Origin of the sequence: Vibrio sp. J2-4 (assembly GCF_021728155.1) — a bacterium.
GTDB classification, from domain to species: Bacteria; Pseudomonadota; Gammaproteobacteria; order Enterobacterales; family Vibrionaceae; genus Vibrio; species Vibrio diabolicus.
Window position 1 is genome coordinate 28,464 of sequence record NZ_JAKKCN010000006.1, and the last position, 18,755, is coordinate 47,218.

The following is an 18,755-nucleotide window of genomic DNA, read 5'->3' on the forward strand; positions in this document are numbered from 1 at the left end:
AAATAACATGGTTCAACTTAGCATGCGCCCATGTGGGGATTTTCGAACCACATACAAAAGCGATACGCCAATTTTTGAAACCAAAACCATTAGAAGCCTAGCGATTGCAGGTGTGATCGCCATGTTGGCTGCGCCTTTGGTATTGGATATCTATTTTCTTAACCTGTTTATTCAGATTGCGTATCTCGGTATCGCGGCGCTGGGTTTAAACATTCTGGTTGGTTTTACCGGACAAATTTCCCTAGGTCACGGTGCGTTCTTTGGCTTTGGTGCCTTTGCATCGGCTTGGCTGAATAACCAGTTCAACATTCCAGTCGTGTTTGCGATTCCGCTCGCGGGTTACTTAACCATGATTGTGGGGATGCTGTTTGGTCTGCCGGCTGCGCGAATTAAAGGCTTATATCTCGCGATTGCGACTTTGGCTGCGCAGTTTATTTTAGAGGACTTCTTTGCTCGTGCAGACTGGTTCAGTGGCGGCTCATATGGTGCTGGTGCAAACCCTATCAGTCTGTTTGGCTTTGAGTTTACGACCGATGAAAGCTTCTTCTACATTGCTCTGTTTGCGTTGATCTTTATGTACATGTGGGCATCAAACTTGATCCGTTCTCGTGATGGTCGCGCGTTTGTCTCGGTACGAGATCACTACCTGTCGGCAGAAATCATGGGTATCAACCTAACCAAGTATCGTCTGCTCTCATTTGGAGTGTGCGCATTCTATGCGGGCATCGGGGGCGCACTCTACGGACATTATCTAGGTTTTGTATCAGCAGAAGGTTTCACCATCATGATGTCTATCCAGTTCTTGGCAATGATCATCATTGGTGGCTTGGGTTCAGTCAAAGGCACATTGATGGGTACGATATTTATCGTATTGCTGCCTGAAGTTTTGGAGTTTGGTGTGACGGGGTTGGCTGCGTTTAGCAATAACACTTCGTTCGTTGATGGGCTTGCTTACTTCAAAGAAATGGCGATCGGCTTGGTCATCATGCTGTTCCTTATTTTCGAACCTCAAGGGTTATCGCATCGCTGGCAACAGATTCGAGCATATTGGAAACACTATCCGTTTTCTTACTAGGGTCTGTTGACCTTTCGAGCTGATTTTTGCAGCAGTTTGTGGGTTCGTTATACAAGGCAGAGGCTTTGAAATGTAGTGCACTACCTGATAAGTCGATAACGCAGTAGAAGGGACCCACAAACGCTGCCCAAAGGGTTCGGCTAAAAGCGTTCTACTCTTTGTTGAGAGGTATTTTGCTTAGAATGACTAGGCTACAAACCTCTCGCCGCGATTATAACGCTTTTATCTCGAACAAAAATTAATCACGAAAGATAAACAGACCCTCCGGGTACTTAAGTGGAATATACCTCAATAACAAGGACAACGAGTTATGAACAAAGGACATTTAGCGACAACGTTGGTGCTATCTTCGGCACTGTTTACTACCGCCACTTGGGCAAAAGACTCTGTATTTGTCGGGCAATTGGTCGACTTTTCTGGACCAACAGCCTACGTGAGCAAGCCCTATGGTTCTGGCGTACGAGACGCATTGCGTTGGATTAACCAAAACGGTGGCATTAACGGTACCGAGCTTGAATTTGAAACAGTAGACATGGCGTACAAAGTACCAGTGGCGATTTCTAACTATAAACGTTGGGTGGCGCGTAAAGACATGGTTGCGCTACAAGGTTGGGGCACGGCAGATACCGAAGCACTCATCTCGTTTGTGACCAAAGACAAAGTGCCAGTGTTCTCTGCCTCTTATTCAGGTCACTTAACGGACCCAACCGGCAAGAACCCAAAAACCGCGAAACCAGCGCCTTATAACTTCTTCTATGGTGCGTCGTACTCAGATGCGTGTCGTGCACTAGTGAAGTGGGCGAAAGAAGATTGGGAATCAAAGGGCAAGCAAGGTGCGCCGAAATTTACCCATATTGGCGATAACCACCCATTCCCGAATGCGCCAAAAGAAGCGTGTGCAGAATATGCTGAAGAGCTTGGTTTTGAGGTGCAAAACCCAGTCGTTGTGTCACTAAAACCAGGGGACTTCAAAGCGCAATGTTTGTCGCTGAAAGAGTCAGGCACCAACTACGGTTACATTGCCAATATCGGTAGCTCGGTTATCTCACTAGTGAAGTCTTGTAACACGGTTGGGACAGAGTTCCAGTACATGGCAAACATCTGGGGAGGTGACAAGCCAGTGCTTGAAGCAGCAGGCGATGGCCTTAAAGATTACGTTTTCCCAGGTATGACGGCGTTTTGGGGAGATGATAATGAGGGCATGAAGCTGGTTCGTGAGATTTCTAAGCAGTCTGAATCAGAGCCTGGCGAGTTTAGAACTCACCACTACATTCGCGGCATTTGTTCTGCGTTCTACATGAAAGAAGCGATGGAGTGGGCGAAAGACAACGGTGGCATCACGGGTGAAAACATCAAGAAGGGCATGTATGTCCATGACAACTGGGTCCCACAAGGCTTAGAAGGTGTTTGTGTACCTGCGAACTGGAAACCGGAAGATCACCGTGGCACAACAACCGTGAACGTGTTTATGGGTAACAACAACGGCGGCGCAGTAGATATAAAGAAAGTGTCTCAAGTGACATTGTCACGTCGTGACGATTGGCTAGGTTACTAATCTACGACTTATTAATAACAAAGCTTACTGAAAATAAGGATGGGTGAGAGGACACTCTCACCCTAGCAAGGAGTAGCTTGATGGCTGAATTAGCAACGAATATCGAACCGGCAGAAATACTGCTTTCAGTGAACAACATTGAAGTCGTCTACGACGAAGTAATACTAGTACTTCGCGGTGTGAGCTTAGAAGTTCCAAAAGGGCAGATTGTGACCTTACTGGGCGCCAACGGTGCGGGTAAATCCACGACGTTAAAAGCTATTTCTGGTTTGTTGAAAACCGAAGATGGTGAAGTGACGCGCGGTGAAATCAACTTCATGGGCGAGCGCATAGACAACAAAAGCCCGGAAGAGATCGTCCGTTCGGGCATCTTCCAAGTTATGGAAGGGCGCCGAATTGTTGAAGATATGACGGTAATAGAAAATCTTCGCTTAGGCGCTTACACGCGCACGGACAACGAAGTCGAGCAAGACATCGAAATGGTGTTTGATTATTTCCCTCGCCTTAAAGAGCGCACTGGTCTAGCGGGTTATTTGTCAGGTGGTGAGCAGCAAATGCTAGCGATTGGTCGTGCACTGATGGCTCGTCCAAAAATGATCTTGTTGGATGAACCTTCGATGGGGCTTTCGCCGCTGTTGGTGAAGGAGGTGTTCAGCATTATTAACAAGATTAATAAAGATCAAGGCATTACCATGCTTTTGGTTGAGCAGAATGCCAACTTTGCCCTTCAAGCGGCCGATTACGGTTACATCATGGAATCAGGTAAAATCGTTCTGGATGGTAGCAAGCACGAACTGCTAAACAATGAAGATGTGAAAGAGTTCTACCTTGGCGGTGGCGATGAAGATCGCAAGAGCTTTAAGAACCTGAAATCTTACAAACGTCGTAAGCGTTGGTTGTAAGGAGCGATGATGAACGAACTATTTGATGCGAAAGAGTCTTTGTCTCCGCAGGCACGAGAAGAATCGCTGTTTCAACGTCTGCCGACACTGATTGAAAATGCAAAAGCCAACAGCGAACATTATGCGGCGCATTTTGCTGAGTTAGAGCCTACGTTGGCAAATAATCGTGAAGGGCTTACCCAGTTTCCAATTACGCGCAAATTCAATATGCCAAACCAGCAGCAACTTAAACCGCCGTTTGGTGGTTTAAATAGTGTTGCGATTGGTCAGATGGCGCGTGTATTCCAATCTCCGGGGCCGTTGTATGAGGCACAAACGGATGAGGCGGATTTCTGGCGTATGGGGCGCGCGTTCCATGCGGCTGGATTTTGTGCGGGCGACTTAGTGCATAACACGCTCTCTTACCATTTCTCGCCGGGTGGCTTTATTATGGACGGTGGTGCAAGAGCTTGTGGTTGCGCGGTATTTCCGGCCGGTGTCGGGAATACCGAGGCACAAATTGAAGCGATTAAACAGCTTCAGCCAACGGGTTATACGGGCACGCCTTCTTACTTGCTGACGTTGTTACAAAAGTACCAAGAACAATACGGTGAGTCGCCGAGTTTTACCAAAGCGCTGGTCTCTGGTGAAGCGGTCACCGCAGACATGCAACAGATGTTTGAGGACAAAGGCATTGCAGTCTCTCAAGCCTACGCAAGTGCTGAGCTTGGTTTGATTGCTTATCAAGTGTCTGGTGAGCAAGGCTTGGTGATTGCCGAAGATATTATCGTTGAAATCGTTAATCCTGATGGCATTCCTGTACAACCGGGAGAAGTCGGCGAAGTGGTCGTGACATCGCTCGATGAGAAGTTTCCGCTGATTCGCTACGCAACGGGAGATTTATCGGCATACCTAGAAACGGGCTCGGATTCGCCACGCACGAATGCGCGAATTAAAGGCTGGATGGGGCGTGCGGACTCAGCGGTGAAAGTGAAAGGCCTGTTTGTTTATCCGCATCAGATCCAAGAAGTCTGTCGTCGCCACGATATTAAAGGCTCCTTGAAAATTGAGCGTGATGGCTTCAACGATACCATTACTTTCTGCTGTCATGATGCTCACGTATCGGCAGAGGACATTCAAGCGACACTCCAGTCTGTCACCAAACTGAAAGGCAATATCCAGTTCGTGCCGAACCAGGCTGAGCAGCCGTTAATTAATGACCTGCGCAGTTAATCCGTCATTGTAAACCGCAGTTATAAAAAGCTAACAACGTAAAAATCAAAGGCTAGGAGAGGGGATACCACATTGTGCTGCGTATCCCTTTCTTTTTGTGCCAGTACAATCAAGAGGGCGATAAATGAAGCAGGCACCGACCATCAATCAACAGTTTTGGGATAATTTGTTTACCCAAGGCACCATGCCGTGGGATGCCAAAACCACACCTCAAGAGCTAAAAGCTTACCTAGAAAACGCGCTTCATAGCGGTCAGTCTGTATTTATCCCTGGCTGTGGTGCTGCTTATGAACTCAGCTCTTTTATTCAATATGGGCATGATGTGATCGCGATGGATTACAGCCAACAAGCAGTAAAAATGGCGCAATCGATGTTAGGCAAGCACAAAGATAAAGTCGTGCTGGGGGATGTATTTAACGCTGACTCTACGCACTCATTTGATGTGATTTACGAGCGTGCCTTTCTCGCTGCACTACCGAGAGACCAGTGGCCAGATTACTTTGCTATGGTGGATAAATTGCTGCCAAGAGGCGGTTTGTTAATTGGTTATTTCGTTATAGATGATGATTACCACTCTCGCTTCCCTCCATTTTGTTTGCGAAGTGGGGAGTTGGAGGGTTATCTAGAACCGGAGTTTAAGCTTGTGGAATCCTCAGTGGTGGCAAACAGTGTTGAGGTTTTTAAAGGTAGAGAGCACTGGATGGTGTGGCAGAAAAGTTGCCGTATTTAAACGCTATGGCATCAAATAATGAATACCAAATCAGCGTCACATAATGCATATTTTAAAGACAATTATTCTTGTGGTAACGATAAGTGTTGTGAATTGGCGAAGTTGTGAGAAATGTAGATCATGTCCTTTGAAAACATAAGGATATATAATATGGACAAATCATTTTCTCTCATCGATAAGCCTACCTTCTTAGGCTCACTCTTTCTTTTACTCAGCGTCGTTATACCTTTAATTTTATTTCCCACACAAGGTGCGGATTGGATAGCTTCGGCCAAATTTTTCATGACCGATAAGCTTGGTGTGTTATACCTCGCACTGGGTATCGCAGCAATGTGTTTTATGATTTACACCGTGTTCAGCGATCTTGGCCAAATCAAACTTGGTGAAGCCGACGAGCAACCAGAATTTGGTAACGCCTCATGGGCTGCAATGCTATTTTGTGGAGGTATTGGCGCAAGTATTCTGTATTGGGGGTGTATCGAGTGGGCATACTACTATCAATCACCACCATTTCAGTTGGAAGCTGGCAGTGAAGAAGCCATTCGCTGGGCCGCGACTTATGGTCTGTTTCACTGGGGACCGATCGCTTGGTCAATTTACCTTATTCCTGCTCTGCCTATCGCTTACTTCTTTTATGTACGCAAACAACCTGTTTTGAAAATCTCTAGTGCGTTAATGCCTGTATTAGGAGAAAAGCGCGCAAACGGTGGTATTGGCAAGTTTATTGATGTGCTGTTTATTTTTGGTATGTTGGGTGGCGCGGCGACTACGCTTGGCTTAGCAGCGCCTCTTATCAACGGTGGTCTATATCATATCTTCGGTCTTCCAAACAATACCTTCAGCCAAGTGGCTGTATTACTTCTCTGTACTGCGATTTTTGGTTACTCCGCGTATGCAGGGCTTGAGAAGGGGATCAAATTCCTTAGTAACATTAACTTCTGGGGTGCGATGGGCTTGTTACTCTTTGTACTCGCCGTTGGGCCAACCGTGTTCATGTTAGAGACAGGCTTAGATTCTATTGGTCGTATGTTGTCTAACTTCTTTGTTATGGCCACCTGGGCGGAGCCGTTTGGTGGTTATGGTGAGTTTACAGATACACACTTCCCGCAAGACTGGACTATTTTCTACTGGGCATGGTGGTTGGTCTTTGCTCCTTGCATGGGATTGTTTGTTGCGCGTATCTCGCGTGGAAGAACGATCAAACAGATGGTCGTAGGTTCGATATTTTACGGTTCTTTAGGTTGTTTCTTATTCTTCATTGTTTTAGGTAACTACGGGTTATCGTTGCAATTGACGGGTGAGCTTGATGTCATCGCAATCCTCAACGAATCAGGCGCACCAGCGGCTATTTTTGCAACGTTAGATACACTGCCGTTAGGGCCAATCGTTATTGGTGTTTTTACACTATTGTGTATCATTTTTACGGCGACGTCGTTTGACTCTATCTCGTACATTCTTGCGTCAGTGGTTCAAAATGATGTGACGGAAGAACCGATGCGCTGGAACCGTTTGTTCTGGGCGTTTACTTTGTCTTTTCTGCCAACCGTCCTAATGTTCATGGGAGGTTTATCGACATTACAAACCGCTGCGATCGTGGGCGGTTTACCGTTGTTAGTTATCTCGGTGATGTTGATGGTGTCCTTTGTTCGCGCGGCGAGCCTAGATATTAAACATCAAGCAGAATACGAAGAGCCAACCATTAACATTGAAGAACTGCCGGAAATTGACCCTTGGTCAACAGAGGGAATGGCTTTGGCGAAATTTGAGCGCTTTAAAGACTTAGCTCAACAGGCGGCTGAAGAAGAGCGCGAAGCAATGGCGGCCCTGATGAGCATGCGTAAGAGAATTCGCGCATTTGCCTTAGAGCACTGCTGTGAATCTGGGTTTTCGGACCATCATTTACCAGAAGAGATGCAAACAGAGCTACAGCAACTAACCGAAGCGCTTGAGTTGGCTCAACAGAAGAAGCAAGAACTGTCTGAACAAGCCCAAGAATCTCGAATGGAGTTTAATCATGTGTTATTAGGTGGCGCGTCGGCAGGTTTAGCAACGTCGCAGGCTTAAGAACAGACACACAAGAGCCGAGTACAAACTCGGCTCTTTTTTGGCGTAGATACCTTACAGTTAAAAATTCTGCTCAGTCAGTGTTAATGCTTATACTATTTTAGGTTGACCATCTGATGCGGTGGCACCGCCGTCTACAGGTAGGTTTACGCCATTAATGAAAGATGCGTCATCACTTGCCAAGAAAGTCACGACGGACGCAATTTCTTCAGGTTCTGCTGCTCGGCCAAGCGCAATGCGCTCATTGAATTTATCGCGGATTTCCTGCGGCCAGCCGTTCGTCATGTTGGTTTTTACTAAGCTTGGGCATACGGCGTTAATTCTTACGCCCTCCGCACCATGGTCCAATGCCATCGCTCTAGTAAGGTTGACCACAGCGCCCTTACTCGCGCAATAGAATGCGGCACCCCAGTCACCACCCAAACCAGAAACGGACGCGGTATTCACCATACAACCTTTCGTTTTTAATAGTTCAGGTAACGCAAACTTCGCGCAATAAACGACGCCGTCAATGTTTACACCAGAGATCTTCTTCCAGTCTTCCACACTACCTTCAATCACGGATCCTGGGACATGTACGCCAGCATTGTTTACTAAAATATCCAGTTTACCGAAACGGGTAACAACATCAGAAATCAGTGCTGCGACTTTGTCTGGATCAGAAACGTCAATGGAATGCGCAGACACGCGCTGTTTATCAAAGCCCTCAACAGCGTTTGCCAACTGCTCTTCATTCCAATCGGCAAGAGCGACGTTTGCGCCTTCTTCATACAAACGTTTTGCGATGGCCAAACCAATACCATTGGCAGAACCAGTGACGAGTGCGACTTTATTTTTTAATCCTCTCATGCGATTTCTCCTTCGAAACTTACAAAAACGGGATCTTGATTTTTCTCTGTGCGCGGCAACATCAGTTTGTCGTTGTCGCTGTAATCTACGGGGATAGCCACCACTGCTGGTCCTTCAACGTCCATGGCTTTATTCAATGTCGGTAGCAATTCGTGTTGACTAGTCACTGCGAAGCCTTTCGCGCCAAATGATTCGGCGTACGCCTTGAAATCAATTGGTCCAAATTTCACACCAGAGCAGCGCTGATATTTGTTGATCTCTTGCATTTCTACCATGTTGTAGGCGTTATCAACCCACACAATATGGACGATATTGCAGTTCAGTCTAACCGCGGTTTCTAACTCCATGCTCGATTGCATAAAACCGCCGTCTCCCGATATCGATACCACTTTGCTGCCAGGTTTCAGTAGGCTGGCACCAATGGCCCATGGCAGTGCAACGCCCATCGTTTGTTGGCCGTTAGACACCAGCATTTGGCGAGTTCGAAAACAACTTAAGTAACGAGCGATCCAGATGTGGAAGCTCCCCATATCAAGACATAACGTGGTATCTGGTGTGATGATAGATTGCATGGCTTTAATCAGTGCCAGTGGATGAAATCCTTGCTTGTTATAGACATTGGGATAGGTTTTGATCACTTGCCGTTGCAGTGCTACCTCTTCCAGTACTGAAAGTGCCGTTGGGGAAAGGCGAGCATATTCAGAGATGTAGCTGCCCATTTTGTCTAATGACTGCGCAATGTTTCCGACGATTTCAACACAAGGCTGATAATTAAGTTGGTATTCTGCCGGTTCAATATCGAGGTGAATCACTGGGTTGCGGTGGCTGTTCCAAAGCTCAGGGTCATACTCTATTGGGCTAAAGCCGATGGTGAGAATTAAATCGGCATCACGCAGTAAAACATCGCCGGGTTGGTTGTTAAATAAACCAACACGACCAGCAAAGTGGTGATAGTAGTTGATGTCTACCGTGCCGGCGGCTTGGTAAGTGCCGACAACGGGTAGCTGCGTATTTTGAAGAAATCGGGCGATAGCAGCAGCGTTTTGGCTGCGGCTCGCGTGAAGGCCAAGTAAAACCACACAACGCTTTGCTTTGCTGATTCGACTGACCGCTTCTTCGATTGCTGCGATGTCTGCGCAACCAGGCTGTGTGTAAGGCGAGGGGACAATAATGTCCGTTTGGGTTTGCTCGGATAAAACATCTTGGGGGAGACTCAAAAAGCAAGCCCCAGGACGACCTGACTCTGCGATACGAAATGCGTTCGCCATGATCTCGCTTGCGGCGTCCACATGCTGCACTTCAGCACTGAATTTGGTTATAGAGCGAAAAATACTGACGGTATCCATGCTCTGGTGTGTTTGTTTTTGCTGGTCAGTTCGTTTCACCGCACCACCGATAGCAATCAGCGGATCGCCTTCGGAGTTTGCTGTTGCCACCCCCGTAACTAGGTTTCCACAGCCTGGACCTGACGTAACCATTGTAACGCCTGCTTTGCCGGTTAGTCTTCCCATAACGCCCGCCATAAACGCGCCGTTAGCCTCGTGACGTACCGGAATCATTTGGATGTTAGTGTCTTCAATCGCATCGAACAGTCGATCGATTTTTGCACCGGGAATACCGAAAATGTACTTAATGCCGAGAGACTCTAGCTGTTGAGCGATCAACTGAGCTCCATTTTTATTTGAAGGTTTGGATTGCATTTGTTGTCCTTATTATTTGCCTGACTTTGTTACTTTTCCGCCTTTTCTATGGCGGTATTTATATCTTCCGGAGCCAAATTGGCACTGAGGAAGTCTGTCGATACCGGGGTATCAATTACTAGCCGCGAGACTTTGCCAATCTGGAGGAACCCTGACGAAATGCTGTAATCCTGAATATGACCACCTCCTTGGCGGTCATCGGTAATAAAATGTTCGTGATAGCCGGGTACATTGATGCCAGTCGTATATTTAGGACTGCGAAAGCCGGCGACCACGCCTTGCTTATGCGTGAAGCGGAATGTCGGTTGTTCTTTGACCACTTCAAGCATTGGCCGATAAGGGCGTGTTTGTTTAGGTACGGTGCGAGTACGAACTGAATCGAAAACGCCATCAATGCGCACTGCGCAAAATAGGTTGTCACTTGGAACCATGTCGTCTATGAGGCTATGGACTTCATGACGTGACATGCGCGATGTCAGTGGCAGCTCGATATCAGGCGTAAAAAAAGTCATGACAGCAAAGGGCGTTTTTTGCGCCAGGTCTGCCGGGTTTGCGGAGCCATCCGACTTGAGTTGAAAAACTTCCTTATCAAAAGCAATCAACTCACCATCCAATTCATTGAACGTACCTAAACCAAAATCCCCATGTTTCATCAGTTCTTCTATGGTTGTTGAGCCTTCGTAAACACCAGCGATCAAAGCACTCATCAACGAAGTCTGATAAATCTCACCATCTCCGGTAACGTGATGGTATTCAGAAAATTCTTTCGCTACTTCAAGCGAACAAGCACATAGAGGGTTATAAAATCCACGCATGAGTAAGACCAGTTATGCAATGAAGAGTATATTTAGATTGACTTCTACACGGTGCTAAATCCAATATAAAAAAGATTTATTTTGATATGGAAAATATATGGAATTTCGCTACCTGAAGTATTTTGTCGCGGTCGCCGAGACTCGTCACTTTACCCGAGCCGCTGAACAGTTAGGGATTGCGCAACCTCCTTTAAGTCAACAAATCAAAAAGTTAGAGCACGAGCTTGGTGTGGACCTATTTAAGCGCTTGTCTAGAGGGGTAGAACTGACCCATGCTGGGCAAGTCTTCTATACGGATGCGGTAAATATTCTTGCTGATGTGGAACGCGCTAAAGCAAAAGCCCGACAGATTGCCCGTGGTGAAAATACGCAGGTTAAAATCGGGTTCGCAACGTCAACATCAACCTGCATTAAGGTGTTAGAGAGGGTGGGGCGAATTCAAGAGGATGGGGTTCACTTACAGACGGCGGAACTGTCAATGCCAGAGCTTGCCGCTCAGTTAAAAAGCAAACAACTTGATCTCGCAATCATGCGGCTACCCTGCTACGCCAGTGAGCCTTTTGAGCACAAGGTGTTGTTTAACGACCCGTTTGTCGCGGTGATTCCGGCGGGGCACGAGCTGGCAAAGTATCCCTGTATCCAGATGAAACAGTTGAGAGACCATAAAATTTTACTGTTTCCACGAGAGACTGGACCTGCATTGTTTGATGGCATGAGCACACTTTTTGCCGACGCAGGAGTAAGACTCGAACCACAGTTTGCAGCACCGCAACTTCGTACGACGATCGCCATGGCGCAGGCTGGGTTAGGCATTGCTCTCGTTCCGCGCTCACTGGCTGAACATCTCGATGATTCTGCGACAGTCGCCGAGATTGATGATATCCCTCTCACTAGTCGTGTTGTCGTTGCTTGGGAGGCGTCTAATCTCAATAAGCTGGCGTTAAAAGTAGTCACGAACATCAGTCATGTTGAGGCTTAAAGATGAGTTATCGAACTGGCTCTGATAGCCACAGGCAAATGTGATACTCTCCCTCGTTATATGCAAAGCTATGCTTTGGTTGAATAGACAAATCTTACTCAACGAATAGAACTTACTGAGGATGTACCAATGATATACGCTGCGGTCTTTGATATGGACGGGTTGCTGATTGATTCAGAACCTTTGTGGAAGGAAGCGGAAAGGCAGGTGTTTTCATCAGTTGGCGTCCAAGTGACCGAAGTACTGTCAAAGCAGACTGCAACGATGACGACAGGTGAAGTAACAAGGTTTTGGTATGAACGTAATCCTTGGCAAGAAACGAGCCTAGACGAAGTAGAGAATGCTGTTGTTGATAAAGTGGAGGCATTAATAATTGAAAAAGGATGCGAATTAGAGGGTGTTACAGAAACACTCAAATTGCTTAAGGAAAAAGGGTTTAAGATAGGGTTGTCTACTAATTCACCTTATCAACTCATTCCCACCATTTTGAACAAACTCGGTATTGCCAGTTACTTTGACGCGATATCATCGTCAGACGATGTAGAACAGGGCAAGCCAGAGCCAGATGTCTACCTTTCAACAATCAATAAACTAGGTGTAGATTCAAGTAACTGTATTGCCTTTGAAGACTCTTATTCGGGTATGCTTGCGGCAACACGAGCAAACATAAAAACAGTCGTGATACCTCAACCTGATAAGTTCTACCAAGAGTTTAATGAAGCCAGTCTAAAGCTGCAAAAGCTATCAGAGTTTAATGAAAGCCATTTAGTGGATTTAATAGGATAAAGCTATTCATTACGATTGGTAATATTTATGACAGATGTCATACCATATGGAGAACTTTGATGAGATATTAGTTGCTTATTTGTAGGAGTGGTGAGGGATGAAATAAAGCTTAATGTCGTTGCATATTTGATCAAAGAAGGCTACGAAGAGGCCGATATAATCAACCCTAAGAAACAAGAAGAAAGGTGAAGTGCACTTGCCATCTTTTTCAAAAGTAAACCTGCGTCATCACAGTAGACGGTTACAAAACATGGGTTTACGGTTGAACTAGCCAAGATAGATGCATAAAAAGACTAACAAAGCATTTAAGAGGGACTCCCGAGGCTTGTCATTTTTAGGTTTCGTTTTTGCAGTGTAGTGGTTTCGGGTTAATGATAGCGTTGTTCACAACTTAGTGCGGCGTTAAACCGCAAGGATGGTGGATGATTAAAGCGCAAATATTTGATGTATTTTGTGATGAGTTGGCTCAAGGTAACCCTTGTGGCGTTGTCGAACTAAATCACTGGCTGAGTGATTCTGAGTTACTTCACATCACTCATCAGGTCGCTCAACCTGTCACATCATTTGTGGTTCAGTCTGGCAGTGACTACCACATTCGCTGGTTTAGCCTAGAAGGAGAGATCAACCTATGCGGACACGGAAGTTTGGGCGCAGGCGCTGCAATCATTTCCAACTATCATCAGAATGACGTCATTCTAAAAAGCCAATATGGTCATATTACCGTTACTGAACTGGATGGAATGTATCGGATAGTGATGCCAAGTTGGCAAGTAAAGCCTCATGTAATCCCCTTGGATATTTCAGGCTTTTCCAATCGCCCCGTAGATGCTTTTACAACGCGTGATTTGGTTGTTGTTCTCGAGTCCGAAGATGATGTTGCTCACTATAAGCCTAACTTTGATGAGCTGGTTAAAATTGATGAGTTTCATGCAGTCATCGTGACGGCTCAAAGCTCTGATAGTGGCTATGTGCTGCGTTACTTTGCACCTAAAATCGGTATTTCAGAGGATCTTGCCACAGGCTCAGCTCAGTGCTCATTGGCACCTTATTGGTTTGAAAAGCTGGGCAAAGAAAAACTGATGGCTCGCCAGCTATCTCGCGCTGGTGGCTATTTTGAAGTGGCTCGCGGTTCAGAATCTACTATCGTATTGTCTGCACACGTAAAAAGTCGGGCTTGAATGTAAACGCCTCTAGCTCTTACACAAGCTCTAGAGGCATCCATTTTTTATGACTTAAAAGTGCCGAGCTAAGATTTTAACCCTGCAGCGGTCATCATGACGCGAAACAGCATTGATACGAACCCCAGAGCTAGCACACTGGCCGCCCAGATCCCAACCATCCAAGCCCACTGGCGGCACCAATTTTTGATTTTCATACTCACTCCTTATCAACTCGTTAATGGTACGCTTCGCCTTCTTTCACTTTTCCGGAGAAAACGTAGTAACTCCAAAAGGTGTAAGCCAGAATGATCGGGATGATGATCACCGCTCCAACGAGCATAAAGCGCTGACTGCTTGCAGGAGCCGCTGCTTCCCATATCGATATGCTAGGAGGAATGATATTTGGCCAGATACTGATGCCAAGCCCAGCGAACCCGAGAATCACGATCACCAATGCCATCACGAAAGGGCTGCGCTCTTTTCGCTTTTTTACGGAGTCGGCAATCTTCAAACAGACCAGCCCAGTAATGACAGGTACCGGCAGTAAGTAGAACAAATTAGGCAGAGAAAACCATCTTTCCGCAATGGCAGGGTAAGCAATTGGGGTCCAAGCGCTCACAATGATTAATGCGGAGATCATCGCCAGTAGTGTTTTGTTAGTGAAGCGATACATCGTGTTTTGCAGTGCACCTTCCGTCTTCATGATGAGCCAAGTACTACCAAGCAGCGCGTACGTTGCGACTAAACCCAAACCACAAAAGATGGGAAAAGGGGTGAGCCAGTCTAATTGGCTACCTACGAAGACGCGGTTTTCCACCGCAAAGCCCTGAATTACCGCGCCAACGACGATGCCTTGGAAAAACGTGGTTAAAATCGAGCCGACCATAAAAGAGCGGTCCCAGAACTTTAAGTGGTTTTCCAATGCTTTAAAGCGAAACTCAAACGCTACGCCACGAAAGATCAAAGCAATCAACATCAACGTCAAAGGGATGGTTAGCGCTTCAATAATTACCGCGTAAGCCATCGGAAAAGCGCCAAATAGAGATGCGCCTCCAAGCACAATCCAAGTTTCGTTGCCGTCCCAAACTGGCGCGACACTGTTAACCATGACGTCTTTTTGTTTTTCATCCTTGATGAAGGGCATCAGTATTCCAATACCTAAATCGAAGCCATCCATGATGATGTACATCAAAGTGGCAAAAACGATAATCGCGAACCAAATCACGGATAAATCAAAATGCATATTCTTTACCTTCACTTTGTGACAAATTCTAAATGCGACCTGAAACGGTCGTCATGTCGTGCTCATCGTGCTCGATTGCATCGGGGCCTTTCTTGATTTGGTGGATCATGTAGTAATAACCAAAACCAAATACCAAGCTGTATACAACAAGGAAACACAGCAGGCTGATGCTCATTTGTAGGTCTCCATGTGCAGAAACCGCATCACGCGTTTTTTGTACGCCATACACGACCCAAGGTTGCCGACCAACCTCTGTCGTAAACCAGCCAGCAAGTATTGCGATAAGACCAGATGGCCCCATAAACAATGAAAACTTGAGGAACCAACGCGAGGTATAAAGCGTGTTCTTTTTTCGTAACCACATGCTGTAGAAGCTTTGAAAAATCATCAGAAGTCCTAGTCCGACCATGATTCGAAATGACCAAAAGACGATAGGTGAGTTCGGTCGTTCCTCTTTCGGGAAGTCTTTCAGCGCCGGGATTGGCTCAGTTAAACTGTGGCGTAGGATCAAACTTCCTAGAACAGGAACTTCTATGGCATAGTCTGTGCGTTCTTGTTCCATGTTTGGCATGCCGAACAATATCAATGGGGTTGGTTTGCCATCGCTGTTATCCCAATGTCCTTCGATGGCAGCGATTTTGGCGGGCTGGTGTTCGAGAGTGTTTAACCCGTGTACATCGCCAATCACGGCTTGGAGTGGCGCAAGGAACACTAAGATCCCGAGCGACATCGAAAACATCGTTTTTACCGCAGTCGTTTGATTGCCTCTCAATAAATGCCAAGCGGCTGACGCGCCTACAAAGAGTGCTGAACTGACGAAAGCCGCGACGCTCATGTGCGCCAAACGATAAGGAAATGAAGGATTGAAAACGATAGCAAACCAGTCGATTGGCACCACACGTCCGTCGACAATTTCATAGCCTTGTGGCGTTTGCATCCAACTGTTGGAGGCGAGAATCCAGAACGTCGAAATGATCGTGCCTAACGCCACCATCGAGGTTGCAAAAAAGTGCAGCTTTTCGCCGACGCGACGCCACCCAAACAGCATTACGCCAAGAAATCCGGCTTCGAGAAAGAAAGCCGTTAACACTTCATAAGTCAGCAATGGGCCCGTGATAGAGCCAGCAAAGTCGGAGAAACCACTCCAGTTGGTGCCGAATTGATAGGCCATGACAAGACCAGATACAACACCCATTCCAAAGTTAACCGCAAAAATTTTCGACCAGAAGTGATAGAGCTTTTGGTAATCGGGATTACGTGTTTTTAGCCATAAGCCTTCCAGCACGGCGAGATAGGTGGCCAAACCTATGGTGATAGCGGGGAAAATAATATGAAAGGATACCGTAAAGGCGAACTGTATCCGTGCAAGCATAAATGCGTCGAGGCCAAACATTAAACTTCCTTTGATCTTTTAAGTTTTATGAGAGAGCTATTTTAAAAGGAGCGGAGTAGGGGAAGTAGGTACAGACAGTGACTATAAACCTATAACAGATTAAATGTTGAAGTGTTATTATTTTGAGTTCAGCTTTATGGAGGGGGATTTGCGTTTGGCGAAGTATCAAGAGTTAGTGGAACAGCTTAAAAGGCAGATAAAATCGGGGATATGGCACCCGGGTGACAAACTGCCTTCTCTGCGTCGCCAATCTGAACACTCGGGTTTGAGCTTGATGACGGTATTGCACGCTTATCAAATTCTGGAATCTCAAGGCTGGGTGACGTCACAGCCGCGCTCTGGTTATCGAGTTGCTCCCTATATTAAGAGTTCAAATGAACCCCAAGCGCCAGCAGCGGTCTCGTGGACAGAGCAGGTAGACATCAATGAGTTTATCTTTGATGTTCTGCAGGCGAGTAAAAATCCATCCATGATCAATTTTGGCTTTGCCTATCCAGACCCAAGTTTGTACCCACGATATCACGTGAATCGGGCGATGAGCGCAGCCGCTCGCAATATGCCGATTTCCACCACCTTTGATAACTTACCGCCGGGAAACGAACAATTACGCACCATCATCGCGAAGCGTTATGCTGCGAAAGGCATTGAAATTTCACCCGATGAAATTGTCATTACGGCAGGCGCGCTGGAGGCGTTAACGCTCAGTTTGCAAGCTTGTACAAGACCGGGAGATTGGGTGGTTGTGGAGTCGCCTGCATTCTATGGCGCTTTGCAATCCTTAGAGCGGTTAGGTTTGAAAGCGCTCTCAGTAAGAACAGACCCAGTCACGGGCATTGACCTAGACTCATTGGAACGAGCGCTGCAAACGCACGATGTGAAAGCGTGCTGGCTGATGTCGAACTTCCAGAATCCACTGGGTTTTACGCTCTCCAACGAGAAAAAACAAAAGCTGATTGAACTGACACAGCGATATAACGTGCCAGTGATTGAAGATGATGTGTACAGCGAACTGCATGCCGAGAATGACTCGGTTTACCCACTAAGAATGTTTGATGACACGGGCAATACCATGTTGTGCTCCTCGTTTTCAAAATCATTAATCGCAGGGCTACGTATTGGTTGGGTTGCGGCGGGAAAGCGGGCGCTAGAGGTACAAAAGTTACAGTTAATGAGTACGTTAGCGACGAGTGCACCAGTACAAATGACATTGGTGCACTATTTAACAAGCCGCAATTATGAATCGCATTTGAAGCAGTTACGGAAAAAGCTGTTTGAACGTAAAAGTAAGATGACGGATCGGCTTAGTGAGCTGTTACCTGAAGAAGTCAAAGTGTTAAGCCAAAGCGGCGGGTACTTTATTTGGTTAGAGCTTCCCAAGCATATCGACGCCTTGCAGATATATCGAGAAGCGCTAAAAGACAATATCAGCATCGCACCAGGAAAGATGTTCAGCCTAACAGAACAATACGATCACTGTATTCGTCTTAACGCTTCTTTTGAGCTCAATGACAAATACGTCCATGCTCTCAATCTGCTTGCCAACATTATTCGCGATCATTTGGCGAAATAGCGACTTTCTTCAGTTTTTTGGTTTAATGGAGCGCGCCGGATTTCCAGCAACTCGATCGCCTGGCGCAACATCTTTGGTTACGACAGAGCCAGCGCCGACGACGGCCTCATCGCCAATGGTCACGCCTGGCAGTATGATTGCGCCCCCACCAATCCAAACGTTATTGCTGATTTTTACCGGTTTGGCGATCTCATCTCCGGCTAAGCGTCTTTGTGTATCCAGTGAATGAGCGGCTGTGTAAATTTGCACTCTAGGCCCAATCATGACGTTCGCGCCAATCTCAACCTGCCCATTGTCCAGAATAATGGCATCCCAGTTGATGTAGGTGTTTTCCCCGATGGACAAGTGGCAACCGTAGGTAAGTTGAAGCGGTGGCTCTATACAGGCGCTGTTTTCTAATTGGACGCCCATCTCCGCCAATAGTTGTCTACGGATACCTGGGTTTGGCTCGTGGTTAAATTGGAAGACAAGCTGCGCAGTTTTGGCGCGCATTAGCTTTAGTTCTTCATCCAGACAATTGTAGGTTTCTCCAGAGCGCATCCGAGTCAGTTCTGGCATAACAATCATTCCATTAATGGTTTGCAGTTGAGGCCACAATTATAAGTGAGTGTTTCAGTCAATAGGAGATTTTTATTATGAAATCAGATGTTTATCACTGATTTATATTCAATAGGTTAGTTTTGAGTAAGCACTCGTTAAGAGTCATTCAAATAGAGAAGTGA

Annotated in this window: 17 protein-coding genes; 10 read left to right on the forward strand and 7 right to left on the reverse strand. The window is 46.4% G+C overall.

Annotated features, from left to right (window positions below; translation table 11 throughout):
- Positions 1 to 7 precede the first annotated feature (7 nt).
- From L3V32_RS19525 to L3V32_RS19550, 6 genes are all read left to right on the forward strand, one after another.
- Entirely contained in the window at positions 8 to 1,075 is a 1,068-nt protein-coding gene (locus tag L3V32_RS19525) for a branched-chain amino acid ABC transporter permease (protein WP_237284975.1), read from the forward strand.
- Positions 1,076 to 1,385: 310 nt separating this feature from the next.
- Positions 1,386 to 2,630, forward strand: coding sequence for an ABC transporter substrate-binding protein (locus tag L3V32_RS19530; RefSeq protein ID WP_237284976.1), 1,245 nt, complete (start codon positions 1,386 to 1,388; stop codon positions 2,628 to 2,630).
- Positions 2,631 to 2,710: 80 nt separating this feature from the next.
- Positions 2,711 to 3,532: an ABC transporter ATP-binding protein gene (locus L3V32_RS19535; protein ID WP_005392594.1), complete on the forward strand. Its 822-nt coding sequence runs from the start codon at positions 2,711 to 2,713 to the stop codon at positions 3,530 to 3,532.
- 9 nt (positions 3,533 to 3,541) lie between these two features.
- On the forward strand, positions 3,542 to 4,744 hold the full coding sequence (locus L3V32_RS19540) for an AMP-binding protein (protein ID WP_308191689.1): 1,203 nt from the start codon (positions 3,542 to 3,544) through the stop codon (positions 4,742 to 4,744).
- A 124-nt stretch (positions 4,745 to 4,868) separates the two neighbouring features.
- Complete coding sequence (locus L3V32_RS19545) at positions 4,869 to 5,474, forward strand: methyltransferase domain-containing protein (RefSeq protein ID WP_237284978.1); 606 nt, start codon at positions 4,869 to 4,871, stop codon at positions 5,472 to 5,474.
- A 150-nt stretch (positions 5,475 to 5,624) separates the two neighbouring features.
- Positions 5,625 to 7,538, forward strand: a complete 1,914-nt coding sequence (locus L3V32_RS19550; protein WP_237284979.1) for a BCCT family transporter — start codon at positions 5,625 to 5,627, stop codon at positions 7,536 to 7,538.
- Between the two features lie 90 nt (positions 7,539 to 7,628).
- Here L3V32_RS19550 and L3V32_RS19555 read toward each other — a convergent pair whose 3' ends face one another.
- Genes L3V32_RS19555 through budA form a run of 3 tightly spaced genes read right to left on the reverse strand, consistent with a single transcriptional unit; the run spans position 7,629 to position 10,902 of the window.
- Positions 7,629 to 8,387: an SDR family NAD(P)-dependent oxidoreductase gene (locus tag L3V32_RS19555; RefSeq protein ID WP_005392589.1), complete on the reverse strand. Its 759-nt coding sequence runs from the start codon at positions 8,385 to 8,387 to the stop codon at positions 7,629 to 7,631.
- Positions 8,384 to 10,087: an acetolactate synthase AlsS gene (gene alsS / locus L3V32_RS19560; protein WP_237284980.1), complete on the reverse strand. Its 1,704-nt coding sequence runs from the start codon at positions 10,085 to 10,087 to the stop codon at positions 8,384 to 8,386. The genes L3V32_RS19555 and alsS overlap by 4 nt, the downstream gene beginning before the upstream one ends.
- Before the next feature lie 29 nt (positions 10,088 to 10,116).
- The gene (gene budA, locus L3V32_RS19565; protein WP_237284981.1) at positions 10,117 to 10,902 is read right to left on the reverse strand and encodes an acetolactate decarboxylase; all 786 of its coding nucleotides are present in this window, start codon (positions 10,900 to 10,902) and stop codon (positions 10,117 to 10,119) included.
- A gap of 97 nt (positions 10,903 to 10,999) precedes the next feature.
- Between budA and L3V32_RS19570 the strand changes: the two genes are divergently transcribed.
- The 3 genes from L3V32_RS19570 (at position 11,000) to L3V32_RS19580 (ending at position 13,845) form a co-directional block, all read left to right on the forward strand.
- Positions 11,000 to 11,881: a LysR family transcriptional regulator gene (locus L3V32_RS19570; protein WP_237284982.1), complete on the forward strand. Its 882-nt coding sequence runs from the start codon at positions 11,000 to 11,002 to the stop codon at positions 11,879 to 11,881.
- A gap of 129 nt (positions 11,882 to 12,010) precedes the next feature.
- The gene (hxpB, locus tag L3V32_RS19575; RefSeq protein WP_237284983.1) at positions 12,011 to 12,667 is read left to right on the forward strand and encodes a hexitol phosphatase HxpB; all 657 of its coding nucleotides are present in this window, start codon (positions 12,011 to 12,013) and stop codon (positions 12,665 to 12,667) included.
- Positions 12,668 to 13,089: 422 nt separating this feature from the next.
- Positions 13,090 to 13,845 carry a PhzF family phenazine biosynthesis protein gene (locus L3V32_RS19580; protein ID WP_237284984.1) on the forward strand — a complete coding sequence of 252 codons (756 nt, stop codon included), beginning with the start codon at positions 13,090 to 13,092 and terminating at the stop codon, positions 13,843 to 13,845.
- Between the two features lie 68 nt (positions 13,846 to 13,913).
- Here L3V32_RS19580 and L3V32_RS19585 read toward each other — a convergent pair whose 3' ends face one another.
- Genes L3V32_RS19585 through L3V32_RS19595 form a run of 3 tightly spaced genes read right to left on the reverse strand, consistent with a single transcriptional unit; the run spans position 13,914 to position 16,463 of the window.
- On the reverse strand, positions 13,914 to 14,042 hold the full coding sequence (locus L3V32_RS19585; protein WP_015313385.1) for a DUF2474 domain-containing protein: 129 nt from the start codon (positions 14,040 to 14,042) through the stop codon (positions 13,914 to 13,916).
- Positions 14,043 to 14,062: 20 nt separating this feature from the next.
- Positions 14,063 to 15,070, reverse strand: coding sequence for a cytochrome d ubiquinol oxidase subunit II (gene cydB, locus L3V32_RS19590; RefSeq protein WP_005499196.1), 1,008 nt, complete (start codon positions 15,068 to 15,070; stop codon positions 14,063 to 14,065).
- A 28-nt stretch (positions 15,071 to 15,098) separates the two neighbouring features.
- A complete protein-coding gene (locus tag L3V32_RS19595) occupies positions 15,099 to 16,463 on the reverse strand; it encodes a cytochrome ubiquinol oxidase subunit I (protein WP_237284985.1) in 1,365 nt (454 codons plus the stop codon).
- Positions 16,464 to 16,599: 136 nt separating this feature from the next.
- On the opposite strand from L3V32_RS19595, the gene L3V32_RS19600 reads away from it, so the two are divergent.
- Complete coding sequence (locus L3V32_RS19600; protein ID WP_276574084.1) at positions 16,600 to 18,033, forward strand: PLP-dependent aminotransferase family protein; 1,434 nt, start codon at positions 16,600 to 16,602, stop codon at positions 18,031 to 18,033.
- A 9-nt stretch (positions 18,034 to 18,042) separates the two neighbouring features.
- Here L3V32_RS19600 and L3V32_RS19605 read toward each other — a convergent pair whose 3' ends face one another.
- Positions 18,043 to 18,591 (reverse strand): sugar O-acetyltransferase, encoded by a 549-nt coding sequence (locus L3V32_RS19605; protein WP_182018638.1) that lies wholly within the window; start codon positions 18,589 to 18,591, stop codon positions 18,043 to 18,045.
- Positions 18,592 to 18,755: the final 164 nt, after the last annotated feature.

Excerpts from the sequence above, each read along its gene's own strand:
- L3V32_RS19555 (WP_005392589.1), bottom strand. The coding sequence starts at position 8,387 with ATGAGAGGATTAAAAAATAAAGTCGCACTCGTCACTGGTTCTGCCAAT.
- L3V32_RS19600 (WP_276574084.1), top strand. The coding sequence starts at position 16,600 with ATGGAGGGGGATTTGCGTTTGGCGAAGTATCAAGAGTTAGTGGAACAG.
- L3V32_RS19545 (WP_237284978.1), top strand. The coding sequence starts at position 4,869 with ATGAAGCAGGCACCGACCATCAATCAACAGTTTTGGGATAATTTGTTT.
- L3V32_RS19535 (WP_005392594.1), top strand. The coding sequence starts at position 2,711 with ATGGCTGAATTAGCAACGAATATCGAACCGGCAGAAATACTGCTTTCA.
- L3V32_RS19585 (WP_015313385.1), bottom strand. The coding sequence starts at position 14,042 with ATGAAAATCAAAAATTGGTGCCGCCAGTGGGCTTGGATGGTTGGGATC.
- L3V32_RS19525 (WP_237284975.1), top strand. The coding sequence starts at position 8 with ATGGTTCAACTTAGCATGCGCCCATGTGGGGATTTTCGAACCACATAC.
- L3V32_RS19570 (WP_237284982.1), top strand. The coding sequence starts at position 11,000 with ATGGAATTTCGCTACCTGAAGTATTTTGTCGCGGTCGCCGAGACTCGT.
- hxpB (WP_237284983.1), top strand. The coding sequence starts at position 12,011 with ATGATATACGCTGCGGTCTTTGATATGGACGGGTTGCTGATTGATTCA.
- L3V32_RS19605 (WP_182018638.1), bottom strand. The coding sequence starts at position 18,591 with ATGCCAGAACTGACTCGGATGCGCTCTGGAGAAACCTACAATTGTCTG.
- L3V32_RS19595 (WP_237284985.1), bottom strand. The coding sequence starts at position 16,463 with ATGTTTGGCCTCGACGCATTTATGCTTGCACGGATACAGTTCGCCTTT.
- cydB (WP_005499196.1), bottom strand. The coding sequence starts at position 15,070 with ATGCATTTTGATTTATCCGTGATTTGGTTCGCGATTATCGTTTTTGCC.
- L3V32_RS19530 (WP_237284976.1), top strand. The coding sequence starts at position 1,386 with ATGAACAAAGGACATTTAGCGACAACGTTGGTGCTATCTTCGGCACTG.
- L3V32_RS19580 (WP_237284984.1), top strand. The coding sequence starts at position 13,090 with ATGATTAAAGCGCAAATATTTGATGTATTTTGTGATGAGTTGGCTCAA.
- L3V32_RS19540 (WP_308191689.1), top strand. The coding sequence starts at position 3,542 with ATGAACGAACTATTTGATGCGAAAGAGTCTTTGTCTCCGCAGGCACGA.
- budA (WP_237284981.1), bottom strand. The coding sequence starts at position 10,902 with ATGCGTGGATTTTATAACCCTCTATGTGCTTGTTCGCTTGAAGTAGCG.
- L3V32_RS19550 (WP_237284979.1), top strand. The coding sequence starts at position 5,625 with ATGGACAAATCATTTTCTCTCATCGATAAGCCTACCTTCTTAGGCTCA.
- alsS (WP_237284980.1), bottom strand. The coding sequence starts at position 10,087 with ATGCAATCCAAACCTTCAAATAAAAATGGAGCTCAGTTGATCGCTCAA.